This window comes from Ancylobacter pratisalsi (genome assembly GCF_010669125.1).
Classification (GTDB): domain Bacteria; phylum Pseudomonadota; class Alphaproteobacteria; order Rhizobiales; family Xanthobacteraceae; genus Ancylobacter; species Ancylobacter pratisalsi.
On record NZ_CP048630.1, the window covers coordinates 2,690,643 to 2,706,882 of the forward strand.

The following is a 16,240-nucleotide window of genomic DNA, read 5'->3' on the forward strand; positions in this document are numbered from 1 at the left end:
ACGGGGCGTGCGCGCCCGCCTCAGGCGAAGGTGCGCCGCTCCAGCGCGGGCAGGCGCAGGGCGAGGAACAGGCCGCGCCCGCCCATGAAGGTGAGATAGGCGAGCCACAGGCCGGTGTTGCCGAGCGGGAGCGTGAGCCACCACGCGAGGAAGTACAGCGCTACCGCTGGTAGCATCATGTTGCGCATGTCGCGCGACCATGTGGAGCCGGCGAAGATGCCGTCATAGGCGAAGGCGGCGACCCCGAGCAGCGGGGTGAGGGCGGCGAGCGGGAGATAGTCCCGCCCGACCAGGCGCACATCCGCGTTCGCGGCCAGCAGGTCGATGATCGCGCCGCCGCCGTAGAGCAGGGCGAGCGTCGCCGGGCCGGCAAAGCCCGCGCCCCAGATAAGCGTCATGCGCACCGCGCGGCGGAAACCCGTCCGGTCCTTCGCGCCGACGCTCTGGCCGCAGACCTGCTCGGCCGCGGTGGCGAAGCCGTCGAGGAAGAACGTGGTGACCATGACCATGTTGTAGAGCACCGCATTGGCGGCGAGGGTGACGTCGTCGGCGCGCGCGCCCTGCGCGGTGAAGAACAGCAGCACGGCCATGAGCAGGCCGGTGCGGATCATGATGTCGCCGTTCACCGCCACGGTCTCGACCAGCCGGGCGCGGTCCATGACGGCCCGCCAGGGCACCCGCCAGTCGCGCCCGATGAGCCGCGCCGCCGCGCCGAGGCCGAACAGCGTGCCGGCGGTCTCCGCCAGCACATTGGCGAACGCCGCGCCGGCGATGCCGAAATCCCAGTAGAGAACAAGCGCGGCGGTTGCGAGGGCGTTGATCGAGGCGATGAGGATCTGCAGCCCGAGGCCGATATCGGTGCGCGCCACGCCCACCAGCCAGCCAAGGATGGAGAAATTGGCGATGGCGAAGGGCGCGGAGAGGATGCGCACCGAGAAATACAGCGCCGCCGCGGCGTGAACGCCCTCGCTGGCGCCCATCAGCGAGAAGGCGGCATGGCTGACGGGGACATGGATGGCGATCAGCGCCAGCCCGATGGCCAGCGAGATGAACAGCGCCCGCACCAGCACCGCGCGCAGCTCCACCCGTTCGCCCCGGCCAAGTGCCTGCGCGGTCAGCCCGGCCGTGCCCATGCGCATGGAACCGAAGATCCAGAAGGCGAAATCGAACAGGAGCGCGCCGACCGCGACCGCGCCCAGCAGCACGGCGTCGCCCAGCCGGCCGATGGCGCCGGTGGCGACGAGGCCGAGCACGGGCGTGGTCATCTGCGCCAGCGTCGCCGGCAGGGCAATAGCGAGAAACCGCCGGGAGGTGACCTCGACCCGGCCGCCGGCACCGACGTTCACGGCGTTACCGTCCGCGGCTGGCGATGCGGGTGATCAGCCAGAGCGGGATGACAATGACCGCGCCGAGCACGAAATAGCGCCACAGCTTGTCCACCGCCTCGAAGCTGAAATTGAACAGATGCCGGATGAGCCGCTCCAGACTGGAGAGGATGTTCATCGGGTCGAGCCCAAGCGCGGAGAGGATGACGCCGACCACCACGCAGAGCACCAGCAAACGCACCAGCACCCAGAACGGGGAACCACCCATCCAGCGGGCGAGTTGATTGTCGGCCATGTTGTCGGGCTCCTTGCGCAGGCGAACAGTCTTCCCCTAGCACGCCGCGGGGGACGGGGGCGACACCTTGTGAGGGGAGGTCGTGCGCAGGCCCGGTTCTCTTCGTATGATCGCTGCCGGCGCGCCGGACATGTGAGGCGCCGGGCAGCGCGAGGAGTGGGTGAGGACCTCATGGCATTGATCTGTTCCGTCTGCGGCGCGCACGAGGTCGTCCACCAGGAGGTGCTGTGGCCCGAACTCATCGCCGAATGGGAGATCGGGGCGGAGGAAGTCGCCTATATCAACCACCAGCAGGGCACCCACTGCGCCCGCTGCGGAACGCAGGTGCGCGGCCTTGCGCTGGCCGACGCCATCCGCGCGTGGATGAAGGACGGCCGGACGCTGCGGGCCGCGCTGGCCGACCCGCGCCACCGGGCGATGGTGGTTGGCGACATGAACGGCTGCGCCGGCGTTTCCGAGAGTTTCGCGGCATTGCCGGCCTACCGGCGCCTCGACTTCCCCGATTTCGACATGCGAAGCCTGCCTTTCGCGGATGGCAGCTTCGACCTGGTGTTTCACTCCGACACGCTGGAGCATGTGCCCGACCCGCTCGCGGCGCTGCGCGAATGCCTGCGCGTGCTGAAGCCGGAGGGCCGGCTGTGCTTCACCGCGCCGGTGATCGTCGCCCGCCTGTCGCGCTCGCGCGCGGGGCTGCCGCCGAGCTATCACGGCGCGCCGGGAACCAAGCCGGAGGACTATCTGGTCGAGAGTGAGTTCGGGGCGGATCTGTGGTGTCTGCTGGCGCAGGCGGGAGGGCGGGCGATCGAGATCCACACCGTGGACTACCCCGCCGGCATCGCCTGGTCGCTGGCGCCGCCGGCGCCTCGCTCCCTCGCGGCGGCGGCGCCGCAAGGCGGCGTGCGGAACCGGATCAGGCGCTGGATGGGGCGGTGAGCGCCACGTCCAGCATCCGCTCCAGCGTCTCCAGCCGGTCGGCTTCGCCGGGCGGCTTGTCCCAGCGCAGCCGGGCGATGCGGGGAAAGCGCATGGCCACGCCGGAACGGTGGCGGGTGGACCGCGCGAGCCCCTCGAAGGCGACTTCCAGCACCAGCCCCTCGGTGGCGGTGTGGACCACCTCGCGCACCGGACCGAAGCGGTTGACGGTGTTGCGGCGCACGAAGCGGTCGATCTCGACCAGCTCGGCGTCGGTGAAGCCGAAATAGGCCTTGCCGACCGGTACCAGCGCGGCCGCGCCGTTCTCGTCCGTCGTCCACACCCCGAAGGTGTAGTCGGAGTAGAAGGACGAGCGCTTGCCGTGGCCGCGCTGGGCGTACATCAGCACCGCGTCGACGCTGCGCGGGTCGCGCTTCCATTTCCACCACGGCCCCTTGGGGCGACCGGGAAGATAGGCGCTGTCGGCGCGCTTGAGCATGACGCCCTCGACCGCCTCGGCATCCAGCGCGGCACCATGGGTGGCGGGATCGGCGCGGGCCCCGGCAAGTTCCTCCCATGAGGCGAAAGGCACGTCGGGGGAGAGGTCGAGACGGCCATCGGCCGGATGCGACGCGATGAGGCCCTCCAGACGGGCGCGGCGGGCGGCGAACGGCTTTTCGCGCAGGTCCTCGCCCGCTTCGACCAGCAGGTCGTAGGCCCGGATATGGGCGGGAAACTCCGCCATCAGCTTGGCCGACACCACCTTCCGGTTCAGCCGCTGCTGCAGCACGTTGAAGGACTGTACGCGCCCCTCGCGCAGGATAAGCAGCTCACCATCCACGGCGCCGTCGAAGGCCAGTGCCTCGGCGAGTTCGGGGAAAGCGCCGGAGATGTCCTCCCCGGTGCGGCTGTAGAGGCGGGTGACGGGGCGTCCCGCGGCATCGGGCGCGCGCACCGCCTGCACGCGGATGCCGTCCCATTTCCACTCGGCCCGGAAATCGGCCGGATCGAGCGTCTCGAAATCCGCCGTCTCGATGGGATGGGCCAGCATGACCGGCCGGAACGGGGCCGGGTTGTCGGTCTCGGGGCGGGGGCCGCGTCCCTCGGCCCAGGCGAACAGCTCCTCATAGGGCGGGGAAAGGCCGGGCCACACCAGCTCGATCGCGTCCGGCGTCTCCCCGCCGAGCGCCGCGACCGCCGTCTTGGCCAGCCGGGCCGAGACCCCGATGCGCAACCCGCCGGTGATGAGCTTCAAGAGCGCCCAGCGGCCGGTCTCGTCGAGCTGGTCGAGCAGCACGGCGAGCACGGAGGGAAGTCCGGCCCGACCCATATGGGTGAAGGTCTCGACGACATAGGAGAGCGGCGGGGCCTGCGTGCCGTCTTGGCCCGGGGGCGCGGGCCACATCAGCGCGACCGTTTCCGACAGGTCGCCGACATAGTCGTAGGACAGCGCAAAAAGCACCGGGTCGGTGCGCTCGGAAATGAGCTGGCGGATCAGGCCCGCCTTGGCGTTGCGAAACGACAGCGCGCCGGTGAGCGCGGCCAGGGCGAAGCCGCGCTCGGGATCGGGCGTATGGCGGAAATAATCCGCGATCAGCCGGATCTTGCCGTTTCGGCGCGGCTCATAGGCCAGGCGGTCGAGCAGGGCGGCGAAGCGGTTCATGAGCCGCCACTTTCCGGGGACGGCGGAGCGGGCGCTTCCTCCTCTTCGCCATAGCCGACCATGTGGAGCGGGCGTGCGCGCAGGCCCGCGAGCCCCGCCCAGTGTACCAGCGCGTCCTCCTGGCCGTGCGTGACCCACAATTCCTCGCAGCCGGTCGCGAGGATGGCGGCCTGTAGCTCGTCCCAGTCGGCGTGGTCGGAGATGATGAGCGGCAGCTCGACGCCGTTCTGCCGGGCGCGGGCACGGATACGCATCCAGCCCGAGGCGAAGGCGGTGACGGGATCGGGGAAGCGGCGCGACCAGACATCAGCCAGCGCGCCGGGCGGGCAGATGACCACCGCGCCGGGCAGATCTTCCCGCGCGGCCTCGCGTACCGGCCGCACATCTCCCAGCGCGATGCCGCGCGAGCGGTAATAGGCGGTAAGCCGCTCCATCGCGCCGTGGATGAGGATGGGCCGCTCATGGCCCGCCATGCGCAGCAGCGCCATTACCCGCTGCGCCTTGCCCAGCGCGTAGGCGCCGACCAGATGGGTGCGCTCGGGAAACAGGGCGAGCGAGGCGGTGAGCTTGGCGGTCTCGCGTGCCGGATCGGGATGCCGGAACACCGGCAGGGCGAACGTCGCCTCGGAGATGAAGACATGGCAGGGCACGGGCTCGAAGGCCGGTGCGGTCGGGTCCGCGCCCGGCTTGTAGTCGCCGGAAGCGACGATGCGGCAGCCGCGATGTTCCACCAGGATCTGCGCCGAACCCAGAATATGACCGGCGGGCAGGAAGGTGACGGTGACGCCGTTCACCTGCACCCGCTCCCCATAGCTCGCCTGCTGGGCCGCGCCGGCGAAATCCTCGCCATAGCGAATGGCCATGATGTCGAGCGTCTCGCGCGTCGCCAGCACCGCGCCGTGGCCGGCGCGGGCATGGTCGGAATGGCCATGGGTGATCAGCGCGCGGGCGACCGCCCGCGTCGGGTCGATGAAGAAATCGCCAGCGGGGGAATAAAGTCCCTGGGGCGTGGTGTGGAGAAGCTCTTCCGGGCGCATCACGGACAAGATATAGGGCAGCTCGTCCGATTTCCGCGAGACCCCCCAATCATGAATGCCGGCCGGCTGACACTCACGTCGGGAGACCCCGTGGTCGACCGCCGGATCGATTGGGCGCGTGCGTTGATGGAGGAGGGAAACGCTGGCGATGCCGCCGAGCTTCTCACCGAGGCGGTGGCCCGCCTGCCCGGCCATGCGCCGAGCTGGTTCCTGCTCGGCGAGGCGCGCGAGGGAGCGGGGGACGCGCCCGGCGCGCGGAGCGCCTTTGAACAGGTGCTCTCGCTCGATGGCGCGGACCCGCTCGGCGCCGCCTTGCGGCTGGCGCGGCTGGAGGGTTCGGTTGCCAGCATGAGCGAAGCCTATGTGCGCATGCTGTTCGACCAGTATGCCGAGCGCTTCGACGCGGCGCTGGCGCGGCTGGATTATCGCGGGCCCGAGCTGATCGACACCGCGCTGGAGGCCGCCTGCGCCCGGCTGGGCCGGCCTTACGCCTTCGCCCGTGGACTGGATCTCGGCTGCGGTACGGGGCTCGTGGCGGTGCGGCTGAACGACCGTGTCGGGGTGCTGGAGGGTGTCGACCTGTCGCCGAACATGATCCGCCGCGCGCGAAGCCGCGGCATCTATGACCGGACGGTTGCCGGCGAGATGGTCGCGTTCCTCAAGGAACAGCCGGCACGCGACGTGGACCTGATCTTCGCCGGCGACGCCTTCTGCTATCTCGACGATCTCGGCCCGGTGCTGGACGAGACGCGGCGCGTGCTGGAACCCGGCGGGCTCATCGCCTTCACCGACGAGACCCATGACGGGGAAGGGGTGCTGCTGCGCGAGACGCTGCGCTTTGCCCATGCCGCGTCCTATGTGCGCGGCTGCGTCGAGGCGGCCGGGCTGGTGCTGCTCTCCTGCGCGGATGAATGGATCCGCCGGGAAAAGGAGCAGCCTGTGGCGGGGCTGGTCGCGGTGGCGATGCGCGAAACGTGAGACGCGAGGGTGGGGCTCATCGCCCCTCGCAATTCGGCGCCGAGACCTTAGCTTGTAGCGGTGCCGCCCATGGATGACGCCCGCGACCTGAACCCGACGGACCTGCTGCCCGAGCCGTTTCGCCGCTGGTTCGCGGAACGTGGATGGACAGCGCGTGCGCACCAGCTCGACCTGCTGGCGAAGGCGCGCGAGGGGCGCTCGGCCTTGCTGATCGCGCCGACCGGCGCGGGCAAGACGCTGGCGGGGTTCCTCCCCAGTCTGATCGAGCTGGCGCAGCGTCCGCGCCTGCGCAACAGTGCCCGCCCGCCCGGCATCCACACGCTGTACATCTCGCCGCTCAAGGCGCTGGCGGTCGATGTCGCCCGCAATCTGGAGCGGCCGGCGGCGGAGATGGGCCTGCCGATCCGGATCGAGACCCGCACCGGGGACACGCCGGCCTCGCGGCGTCAGCGCCAGCGGCGCGACCCGCCCGATATCCTTCTCACCACGCCCGAGCAGATTGCGCTGCTGCTGGCTTCGGCCGATGCCGAGCCGCTGTTCGGCGATCTGCGCCGCATCGTGCTGGACGAACTCCACGCGCTGGCGGGCTCCAAGCGGGGCGACCTGCTCAGCCTCGGCCTTGCCCGGCTGCGGGCGATCGCGCCCGAGGCGCAGACGGTCGGGCTTTCCGCCACCGTCGCCGACCCCGGGACGCTGCGCCGCTGGCTGGTGCCGCAGACGCCCGCCCGCCCGATGGGCGATCTGGTGATCGCGGAACCGGGCGCGGCGCCGGATCTCACCATGCTGGACAGTGTCGCCCATGTGCCCTGGGCCGGGCATACGGCGCGCCATTCGCTTCAGGAGATCTACGCGCTCATCGCGCGCAACAGGACCACGCTGGTCTTCGTCAACACCCGCATGCAGGCCGAGCTGCTGTTCCAGGAGCTGTGGCACATCAACGAGGCCAACCTGCCGATCGCGCTGCATCATGGCTCGCTCGACGTCTCCCAGCGGCGCCGGGTCGAGGCGGCGATGGGGGAGGGCGTGCTGCGCGCGGTGGTGTGCACCTCCTCGCTGGATCTGGGCATCGACTGGGGCGCGGTGGATCTCGTGGTCAATGTCGGAGCGCCGAAGGGTTCTTCGCGGCTGATGCAGCGTATCGGGCGGGCCAATCACCGGCTCGATGAGCCGTCGCGCGCGGTTCTGGTGCCGGCCAACCGGTTTGAGGTGCTGGAGTGCCGGGCGGCGCTGGAAGCGGTGCGGGCGGGGGCACAGGATGGCGCGGTGGAGCGGCGGGGCGCGCTCGACGTGCTGGCGCAGCACGTGCTCGGCATGGCCTGCGCGGGGCCGTTCGAGGCCGATGCGCTGTATGACGAGGTGGCGTCGACCGAGCCCTATGCCTGGCTTTCGCGCGCGGATTTCGAGGAGGTGGTCGAGTTCGTCGCCACTGGCGGCTATGCGCTGAGAGCCTATGAGCGCTTCGCCCGCATCCGCCGGATGAAGGACGGGCGCTGGCGCGTTGCCAACCCGCAGGTGGCGCAGCAATACCGGCTCAATATCGGCACCATCGTTGAATCCACCATGCTCAGGGTGCGGCTGGCTTCCGCGAAATCGCGCTTTGGCGGGCGGGTGCTGGGCGAGGTGGAGGAGTACTTCGTCGAGACCATGACCCCCGGCGATACCTTCGTCTTCGCCGGCGAGGTGCTGGAATATCTCACTATCGCCGAGGACGAGGTCCGGGTTGCCCGCACCAGCGCCAAAGAGCCCAAGGTGCCGTCCTATGCGGGGGGAAAGTTCCCGCTGTCGACCTTTCTTGCCGCGCGGGTCCGCGCGCTGCTCGCCGCGCCGGAGCACTGGGCGGACCTGCCGCCGCAGGTGCGTGAGTGGCTGGAGATCCAGCGCCGGCGCTCGCGGCTGCCGGGCCGCGAGGACCTGCTGGTTGAGACCTTTCCGCGTGGCGGACGGCATTATCTGGTCGCCTACCCGTTCGAGGGGCGGCTCGCCCACCAGACGCTCGGCATGCTGCTGACCCGCCGGCTGGACCGCGCGGGCCTGCACCCGCTGGGTTTCATGGCGAATGACTATGCGCTTGCGATCTATGGCCTTTCCGATCTTTCGCAGGCGGTAAGCGAGGGCCGGCTCGGGCTTGACGGGCTGTTCGACGCCGACATGCTGGGCGATGATCTGGAGGAATGGCTGGCGGAATCGGCGCTGATGAAGCGCACGTTCCGGCAATGCGCGGTGATCGGTGGGCTGATCGAGCGGCGCTTTCCCGGCAAGGAGAAGAATTCGCGGCAGGTGACGATGTCGACCGACCTCGTCTATGACGTGCTGCGCCGGCACGAGCCGGGCCATGTGCTGCTGCGCGCGGCACGGGCGGATGCCGCGACCGGGCTGCTGGACATACGCCGCCTCTCCGACATGCTGGTGCGCATCCGCGGGCGAATCGACCATGTCGCTCTGCCGCGTGTGTCGCCTCTGGCGGTGCCGGTGATGCTCGAGATCGGCCGCGAGATCGTCGCTGGCGGGGCTTCCGATGCGCTGCTGGCGGAGGCCGAGGACGAACTGATCAGGGAGGCGCTGGATGGCGCTGGAGATGCAGGACGGTGAGGCCGATGCGATCGAGCTGGCCGGCGTCCGGCTGAAGCTCGACCCGGCCGGCGGTCTTCACTGGCCGGCCGAGCGGGTGCTCGTGGTCGCCGATCTGCATCTGGAAAAGGGCTCGTCCTTCGCCGCGCGCGGCGTGCCGCTGCCGCCCTATGACAGCCGTGCCACGCTGACGCTGCTGGCCGGCATCGTCGCGCGCACGCGGCCGCGCGTCGTCGTCGCCCTGGGCGACAGCTTCCATGATCGCCGTGGCGCGGAACGGCTGGGCGCCGCCGAGCGGGCCTTGCTCGCCGACATCGCGACGGGGCGCGACATGGTCTGGATCGCGGGCAACCATGATCCCGAGCCGATGCCGGGGCTGGGGGGCGAGCACCTGCCGGAATTGCGGCTGGGGCGGCTGACGCTGCGACATGAACCCGCGCGGGATTTGCCGAGCGCCGAATTGCCGGCGGGCGGGGCGCGGGGGGAGATCGCGGGGCATTTCCACCCGGTCGCCCGGCTGGTGGTGCGCGGACGGGGCTTGCGCCGGCGCTGCTTCGCGACCGACGGGGCACGCCTGGTGATGCCGGCGCTGGGCGCCTATGCGGGCGGGCTGAACATTCGTGACGCCGCATTGGCGGGGCTGTTCCCCGGTGCCTATGCGGCCCATCTCATCGGCGGGGCGCGGACCTACCGGATCGCCCATCACGCCTGCCTGCCGGATCGCTAGGCGCCAGGGGCCCGGGCGCGGCGCGGCCTTCTCTCAGCGCGGCGCGGATGTCATTTTTAGCGCGACGCGGTTTTGCGGGGCGTGCCGGGCTGTTCCCAGTCCTGCACATTGCCGCCATTGGCCTTGGCGTCGACCATGCGCGGGGTCCAGTTTTCCACCGAGGCGCGGGCGACGGCGAGGGCGTGGGCATCCATGCGGGCGGCGACATCGTCACGCTTGGCGGCCGCCTCGGTGTCGCCGCGCGCGGCGGCGAGCGAGAACCAGCGCCAGGCCTCGCCGAGATCGGCGGTGACGCCGAAGCCACGGGCGTAGAGCACGGCGAGATTGTACTGGCTGTCGCGCAGGCCGTATTCCGCCGCGCGGCTGAACCAGCGCACCGCCTCGCGGTAATCGGGCTGGCCGTCGACGCCCGCCGCCAGAAGCACGCCGAGATTGTGCATGGCGCGGACATTGCCGGCATTGGCGGCGCGCTCATAGAGCTGGCGCGCCCGGGCGACGTCGCGCATCACCCCTTCCGTGCCCTTCTCGTAGATCGAGCCGAGGCGATAGGCCGCCGGGATCGAGCCCTGGTCGGCCGCGAGCTGGAACCAATCGACCGCGCGCACCGCGCTCGCCGCCACCTCGATGCCTTCGAGGTAGCGTCGGCCGACCTCGAACGCCGCCGCCGGATTGCCGGCGAGGGCCGCCGAGCGCAGGGCCGCCCCGCCGATGCTGTCGGGCAGGTTACTGGGCAGGTTGAAGCTAGAGGGCCCCGGCTTCTCCGTGGGCGGGGTGTCGGCGGGCGGGGGCGCGGAACGCTCGGGCATGTCCGGCCGGACCGGGGACTTGCCGACCGAACCGGTGATGTCCTCAAGCGAGGGGCCGGCGCCCCGTGCGGTCGCGGGCAGGCCGGTGCCGGGCGCGGAGGCGCGCAGCTGGCCCTCGCGCAGCGTGCCGAGCAGGTGCCAGGAGCCATAGGCCAGCGCCGAGCCGCACAGGCCGATCAGCAGCATGGCGCGGATGCGGGCCAGCCACGGGGTCGGCTTGCGGGTGTGGCGCTCGCCGATGCGGCTGTGCATGGCGGGGATGACCACCGTTGCCGGCTGGGCGGCGCGCCGGGCCTGGGCGATGAACTGGGTGCGCGCCGGGGCGGCGCCGCCGCGCGGCGCGGTGTCGTCATTGCCCGCCGGGGGAATGACGGGAACAGGCGTGTCGGCCTCGTCCTGGCCGCCATCGCCAAGCCCGTAGACATCGGCCACGGTGTCGGGAAGCGGGTGAGCCTGCTCCGCCGGCTCGTCCGGCACGGTGTCCCGAGGCTGTTCCTGCACCCATTCCTGTTGGGGCGCCGACGCGGGCGCCGAGGCGGTCTTGCGGAAGGCGACCGCCATATCCGGCGACCGGCTGAGTTCTTCCAGCGCTGCGCGCATCAGCTGGGGCTCGAAAGGCTTGGGAATCGAGGCCGGCGCGGGGGTGAACACCGGCTCGGACGCCGAGGAGGGCGCGGGCGCGGCGGTCGGCCTCGCGGCGGTCGCGGCCGCCGGCGCGCCTTCAGCCGCGATGGGGGCCGCGGCGTGTTCGGGTGCGGGCGAGGGAGCGACCTTGGCGGTCGGGGCGAGGGGGGCGGCGCTGGCGGGCTGGGCCGGGGGCGCGGCGAACGCGGTCCCCGCAACGGCGGGAGAGGTGCCGGCGGCGCGGGCGGCCTCGATGGCGGCGATCTCGCGCTTGAGCAGGCTGGCGCCGTTCGTTTTGCCACCGCCGCCGGGGTGGCCACGGTGGCCGGCATTGGCCAGCACGGTCGCGCGGGTTTCCTCCATCTGGATGAACAGGTCGTTTACCGCCCGTTCGATGGTGGAGAGCTGGCCGGTGAGCTGATCGGCGATCCTGGCGGCGGGGGTGGCGCTGTCGAGCTTGGCCGCGATGTCGGTGATCTGCCGGCTCAACGCGTCGAAGCGCGGACCATGGTCGGGGGCCGGGACCGGCCGCTCGATGCGCTCGATGCGGGCGGCGATGTCGCTGAGCCCGGCCGCCATGCTGGCGGCCACGGCTTCGGGCGCCTCGCGACGGGCGGCGGCGAGACCCTGCTGGATGGATTCCAGCCGGCGCTGGATGTCTTCGATCGACAGCGCGGAGGGCGGGGTGCCGATGCGCTCCGACAGGGCGTCCATGCGCCGTTCGAGGCCGCCGACCGCCGAGCGGATCATCGCCTCGTCGGCGCCGGCCATCTGGCTGACCTTGGCCGCGAGCAGCGCGACCTGCTCGGCGAGCAGGCGCACCGCGTCATTGGAGATGGCGCGGCCGAGCAGATCGCGGATTTCCGACGCCTGGGCCTGGAGCCGGGCGATGGCGGAGCCATCCACCGTCTTGGCGCTCACGATGTCGATCTTGCGGGCCAGCGTGTCGATGCGCCCCATCAGGATGGAGGGATGCTCGGGAAGCTTGAGCCCGCCGATCATGTCGCGCAGGGCGAGCAGCGTGCCGCGCAGCTCCTCGTCGCCGGCACCGGCCCGCTCCACGCGCTCGGCGAGGCGGGAGACGGTGCGCTGGAGTTCGTCGACCGAGCGGCGCGGCGCCAGCACGGAAAGGCCCTCGCGCATGTCGGCAAGCTCGCGCTGGAGCGCTTCCAGCGCGTCGCCGTTCAGTGCCGGACGCGCGGCCGGGGCGGGCGGCACGACGCTGCGCTCGCGATAGCCGCGTTCGGACGGGGTGGGTTCGGGACGGGCGGCGTCGGAGCGGCCGCGTTCCGGCTGCGCGCGCTCGGGCCGGCTGCCTGGAAGCCGGGCGCCCTGGGGGGCCCGCGCCGGCTCGAACGGGGCGCGCTCCGCCGGGCGCTCATACGGCCGGCGCTCCGGGCGGGCGGCTTCGAGTTCGCTCTGGCGGGCCGCGATCTCGGCGACGGCGGCCTCGATGTCTTCGGCATTGGTCATGGGGGACGGGCGGTAGCCGCGCCGGCTCTCGGCCTCGCTGGCGCGCACCCTCTCGTCGAGGCGGCTGTCGAATTCCTCGATGCGGCGGCCCGCAGCGGCGGGGGCCGGACGGGAACGGGGAAGGTTCATCGCCTCGATACGCTCGTTGATCTGGCGGATCGCGGCATCGAGGCGCCCATCCGCGGAGTGAGGGTCAAGGGTGTCGGCGGCAAAGGCATCGCCGGGCTGCGAAGGCGCGGGCCGCAAATGCGAAGGCAGCGTGTGGGGGGCGAGCGGCGCGGCGATCGGGGGCGCCTGCTCCGCGATGGCCGCCCCGGCATCGGGGCGCACGGCGACGAGGTTCTCGATCCGTCCGGCGAGTTCCTGGACGCGGCGCTGCAGGTCGCCGATATCGCCGTCCGCGGCCTCGCGGGGGCCGGTGCTGGAGAGGAGCTGGGCCTTCAGCCACTGGTCCAGCGGCAGCCCGGCGCGTTCGGCCGCCTCGCTCATGGCGCGCCACGCTTCGGGAGCAATCTGTCCGGCCGTTGAACTGGCCCCTTCTTGCCGCACCTTGATCTCCCTGACTTCGGCGCCGGCGGCAGGGCGAGAATCGCTGGCCGGCGCTGGGGCTGTTGCGACCGACTGTTCGATTTCTTGGTAAATGTCGCGTTAATGCGCGCTCACGCCGTTACCGCCGGCCGGTCCCCCGCCCCCTTGCCGGGGCCCGTTCCGGCGCCCCGATCTTGAGTCGCCGGCCCCGGAATCGGCATATTGCGGACGCCGCCCGACCCCGCACTTGCTGCGCTGCAAAATGGGGTAAATCCAAAAAATCGTTATATATCAACGATCTAATTTTCCGTTTAACAGTAAGTTGCCCTAACGTCGGGTGCGACTTTCTCCCCTAGCGGAAGCTGGTCTGCGACACTGCGGTCACGTCATGGATACCCCCACGTCATCCACCCGGAGCTGTCGATATGGACTTCACTTCCTTCGAGGCCGAGCGCATCACCGAATCGTCGGTCACGAACGCCTCCGTGCCGAGCTTCTTCACCATCGGTGATCTCGCCCGCGAATTCGGCGTCACCCTTCGCGCCCTCCGCTTCTACGAGGACAAGGGCCTGCTGGCTCCGCGTCGCGAGGGGCTGACCCGGCTCTACAGCGCGGCCGAGCGCGACCGCCTGGCGATCATCCTCAAGGGCAAGAAGCTTGGCTTCACCCTTGCCGAGATCAAGGCGATGGTGGCCCTGCGCGAAGGCGGCCCGGTGCCGTCGGGCGGACTTGCCCTGACCCGCGAGAAATGCGCCGAGCAGCTTGCGCTGCTGGAGCAGCAGAAGGTCGAGATCGAGGAAGCCATTGACGAGCTTCGCCAGATGGTCGGCGCCTTCACCGCCCGTTCGGCGGCCTGACGCTTCACCTCCCCCGTTTCGATTGTCCGGCAGCGGCGCCCCCAGCGGGCGCCGTTGTCGTTTGGGGACCCGCGAGGGGGAGGTTTTCCCCCGACCCATCTTGCTCTAGCCTGCGCCGGCCAGTCGGGGCCCGGCTTGTGAGGCCCGGTGAACGAAGAGCGACGATGTCCCGCACAATCGACTACTACTTCTCGACCGTCAGCCCCTGGGCGTTCATGGGCTATGCGACGTTTCTCGACGTGGTCAAGCGCCATGGCGTGCATGTCGACTTCCGCCCGGTGGGCCTGGGCAATCTGTTCGCCGAGACCGGCGGCACCGCTCTGCCCAAGCGCCATCCCGCGCGGCAGCGCTACCGGCTGGTGGAACTGCAGCGCTGGAGTGAGGCGCGGGGCCTCGATTTCCACGTTCAGCCGGCCCACTGGCCGTTCAATGGCGGGGTGACTGACCGGCTCATCCTCGCCGCGATCCGGGACGGCCATGACGTGGCGCCGCTGATCGCGCGGTTCGGCTCGGCGGTGTGGCAGCGCCAGGAAGACCTTGGCGATCCGGCGCAGATCCGCGCCATCCTGGATGAGCTCAGCCTGCCCGCGAGCCTGCTGGAGGCCGCCGACACGCCGGAGATGGCCGCCGCCTATGAGGCCAATCACGCGCGCGCCGTCGAGGCCGACGTGTTCGGCTCGCCGGCCTATGTGCTCGACGGTGAGGTGTTCTGGGGGCAGGACCGGATCGATCTGCTCGACGCGGCGTTGTCCAGTGGACGGCCGCCGTTCAAGCCCTGAGCGCGCGGACGGGAAACCGGCGGGCGAACACGCGTGCGAACGAGGAGGTGCGGCATGAACGGCGGATCAAGGCTTTGCCAGCTTGGATTGAGCGGGGTGCTGGTGCTTTTTCTCGGGCCGGCGGCGCTGGCGCAGGAAGCGCCGGCGTCCTCGCCTGTCGCGGCGGCGGAGCGGGCGAACTTCTCCATCCAGCCGGTCGAAGGCGGGGTGATGAAACTCGACACCCGCAGTGGAGCGATGTCGTTCTGCAGCCAGCGGGCGGACGCACGGCCCGGCGCCGGCGTTTCCGGGTCGGGCGCCGGTTCCTGGGTGTGCGAGGCGGTGCCTGAGGACCGCGCGGCCCTGGAGGCCGAGATCGGCCGGCTTCAGGCGCGCATCGCCGCGCTGGAGAAGGCGCGGACCGGGGTGACGCCGGGCGTGCCGGACATCATGGTGCCGCCCGAGGGCGGCGCCGGCTCTTCCACGCACCCGCCGCCGCAGGCCGCCGTGCCCGACGACGACGCGAAGCTGACCGAGGATGCCCGCCGCAAGCTCGACGAGGCCATGGATATGGCCGAGCATGTGTTCAAGCGTTTTCTCGGCATGGTCGACCGGCTGCGGGGCGAGAACAAACCCTCGCAGGGCGAACCGCTGTGACGCTCAGCACGCCTCGACGAAGGCGTAGCTGCGCGCCAGCGCCTGGTCGGTAAGGCTGCCGGGAAAGCCGATGAAGACATGGCAGCCGCCGGGGTAGACCGCCAGTTCCGCCGGGTTGCCGGCGGCCAGCCAGCGCGGCGCCAGGAACAGCGTGTCGTCGAGCAGCGCGTCCCGCGTGCCGATGGTGAACAGCGCCGGGGGCAGGCCGCTCAGATCGGCGTGCAGCGGGGAGATGTCCGGTGTCGCGACGTCGCCCCCGTTGCGCAGGTAGTGACCCACGAAGACGTTGATGTCGTTCGTGTTGAGCACCAGCGGCTCGTCGCCCCACAGGCGGGCGCTGGGGGTGAGGCCGAGATCGTAGCAGCCGGCGGTGAGGTTGGCGCCGCAGAACGGGGTGAGCCCGTGCCGGTCGCGCAGGCGCAGCAGCGTGCTGACGGCGAGGTTGCCGCCCGCCGATTCGCCGCCGATGACGAAGCGGCTGGTGCCAAAGCGCGCCGGCCCCTCGCGCAGCAGCCACAAGGCGGCGGCCTCGCAATCGTCCGGGGCGGCCGGATAGGGCACTTCCGGGGCCAGCCGGTAGTCGACCGACACCACCGCAAAGCCGGTGCGCTCGACGAAGCGATGGTTCAGCCCGTCATTCTCGCGCGCCGAGCCGAGGCACCAGCCGCCGCCATGGATATGCAGATACACGCCCTTCGCCGGCTCCGGCGGGGTGAGAATGCGCAGCGGCACCTTGCCGCCGGGACCCTCAATCTCGACCACCTGCGCATAGGGGCTTTCGGGCGCGAGCGGGAAGGGGCCCTTTCCATCCAGCCGGAGCTTGCGCAGCATGGCCATGGGAAACACCCAGCGATCCGCCACGGCGCCGAGCGCCTTGACGATGCCGGCATTGATGGCGCGCGTGTCCGGCGCGATCGCCGCCGGGTCGAACAAGGCGGGGTCGACCACGAGCGGGGAGGTGGTGGCGCGGGGCGCGAAGTTGGGCAGCGGAGAAGACATAAAGCGGAGACGCTCCAAAATAGCGTTTGGCGG

The 16,240-nt window shown here is 70.9% G+C and carries 13 protein-coding genes; 7 read left to right on the forward strand and 6 right to left on the reverse strand.

Annotated features, from left to right (window positions below):
- Positions 1-20: 20 nt before the first annotated feature.
- The gene (locus G3A50_RS12620; RefSeq protein ID WP_163075602.1) at positions 21-1,346 is read right to left on the reverse strand and encodes an MATE family efflux transporter; all 1,326 of its coding nucleotides are present in this window, start codon (positions 1,344-1,346) and stop codon (positions 21-23) included.
- Between the two features lie 4 nt (positions 1,347-1,350).
- Positions 1,351-1,620, reverse strand: a complete 270-nt coding sequence (locus G3A50_RS12625; protein ID WP_163075603.1) for a DUF6460 domain-containing protein — start codon at positions 1,618-1,620, stop codon at positions 1,351-1,353.
- 171 nt (positions 1,621-1,791) lie between these two features.
- On the opposite strand from G3A50_RS12625, the gene G3A50_RS12630 reads away from it, so the two are divergent.
- On the forward strand, positions 1,792-2,553 hold the full coding sequence (locus G3A50_RS12630) for a class I SAM-dependent methyltransferase (RefSeq protein ID WP_163075604.1): 762 nt from the start codon (positions 1,792-1,794) through the stop codon (positions 2,551-2,553).
- On the opposite strand, the gene G3A50_RS12635 is transcribed toward G3A50_RS12630, so the two are convergent.
- Together G3A50_RS12635 and G3A50_RS12640 are read right to left on the reverse strand one after the other, a co-directional pair.
- Entirely contained in the window at positions 2,531-4,195 is a 1,665-nt protein-coding gene (locus tag G3A50_RS12635; protein ID WP_163075605.1) for a cisplatin damage response ATP-dependent DNA ligase, read from the reverse strand. The two genes, G3A50_RS12630 and G3A50_RS12635, sit on opposite strands and share 23 nt — an antisense overlap.
- The gene (locus tag G3A50_RS12640) at positions 4,192-5,232 is read right to left on the reverse strand and encodes a ligase-associated DNA damage response exonuclease (protein WP_163077610.1); all 1,041 of its coding nucleotides are present in this window, start codon (positions 5,230-5,232) and stop codon (positions 4,192-4,194) included. The genes G3A50_RS12635 and G3A50_RS12640 overlap by 4 nt, the downstream gene beginning before the upstream one ends.
- A gap of 51 nt (positions 5,233-5,283) precedes the next feature.
- Here G3A50_RS12640 and G3A50_RS12645 point away from each other — a divergent pair, with 51 nt between their 5' ends.
- From G3A50_RS12645 to pdeM, 3 genes are all read left to right on the forward strand, one after another.
- Positions 5,284-6,210: a class I SAM-dependent methyltransferase gene (locus tag G3A50_RS12645; protein WP_163075606.1), complete on the forward strand. Its 927-nt coding sequence runs from the start codon at positions 5,284-5,286 to the stop codon at positions 6,208-6,210.
- Positions 6,211-6,279: 69 nt separating this feature from the next.
- The gene (locus tag G3A50_RS12650; protein ID WP_163075607.1) at positions 6,280-8,799 is read left to right on the forward strand and encodes a ligase-associated DNA damage response DEXH box helicase; all 2,520 of its coding nucleotides are present in this window, start codon (positions 6,280-6,282) and stop codon (positions 8,797-8,799) included.
- Positions 8,774-9,505, forward strand: coding sequence for a ligase-associated DNA damage response endonuclease PdeM (gene pdeM, locus G3A50_RS12655; protein ID WP_163075608.1), 732 nt, complete (start codon positions 8,774-8,776; stop codon positions 9,503-9,505). The genes G3A50_RS12650 and pdeM overlap by 26 nt, the downstream gene beginning before the upstream one ends.
- A 56-nt stretch (positions 9,506-9,561) precedes the next feature.
- Here the strand turns inward: pdeM and G3A50_RS12660 are convergent, their stop codons facing one another.
- Positions 9,562-12,957: a tetratricopeptide repeat protein gene (locus G3A50_RS12660; RefSeq protein WP_163075609.1), complete on the reverse strand. Its 3,396-nt coding sequence runs from the start codon at positions 12,955-12,957 to the stop codon at positions 9,562-9,564.
- Between the two features lie 404 nt (positions 12,958-13,361).
- Between G3A50_RS12660 and G3A50_RS12665 the strand changes: the two genes are divergently transcribed.
- The 3 genes from G3A50_RS12665 to G3A50_RS12675 all read left to right on the forward strand — a co-directional run bounded on the left by G3A50_RS12665 (position 13,362) and on the right by G3A50_RS12675 (position 15,208).
- Entirely contained in the window at positions 13,362-13,793 is a 432-nt protein-coding gene (locus tag G3A50_RS12665; RefSeq protein ID WP_163075610.1) for a MerR family transcriptional regulator, read from the forward strand.
- A 164-nt stretch (positions 13,794-13,957) separates the two neighbouring features.
- Complete coding sequence (locus G3A50_RS12670) at positions 13,958-14,572, forward strand: 2-hydroxychromene-2-carboxylate isomerase (protein ID WP_163075611.1); 615 nt, start codon at positions 13,958-13,960, stop codon at positions 14,570-14,572.
- A gap of 54 nt (positions 14,573-14,626) precedes the next feature.
- Complete coding sequence (locus G3A50_RS12675) at positions 14,627-15,208, forward strand: hypothetical protein (protein WP_163075612.1); 582 nt, start codon at positions 14,627-14,629, stop codon at positions 15,206-15,208.
- A 3-nt stretch (positions 15,209-15,211) separates the two neighbouring features.
- Here G3A50_RS12675 and G3A50_RS12680 read toward each other — a convergent pair whose 3' ends face one another.
- On the reverse strand, positions 15,212-16,207 hold the full coding sequence (locus G3A50_RS12680) for an alpha/beta hydrolase (protein ID WP_163075613.1): 996 nt from the start codon (positions 16,205-16,207) through the stop codon (positions 15,212-15,214).
- Positions 16,208-16,240 lie beyond the last annotated feature (33 nt).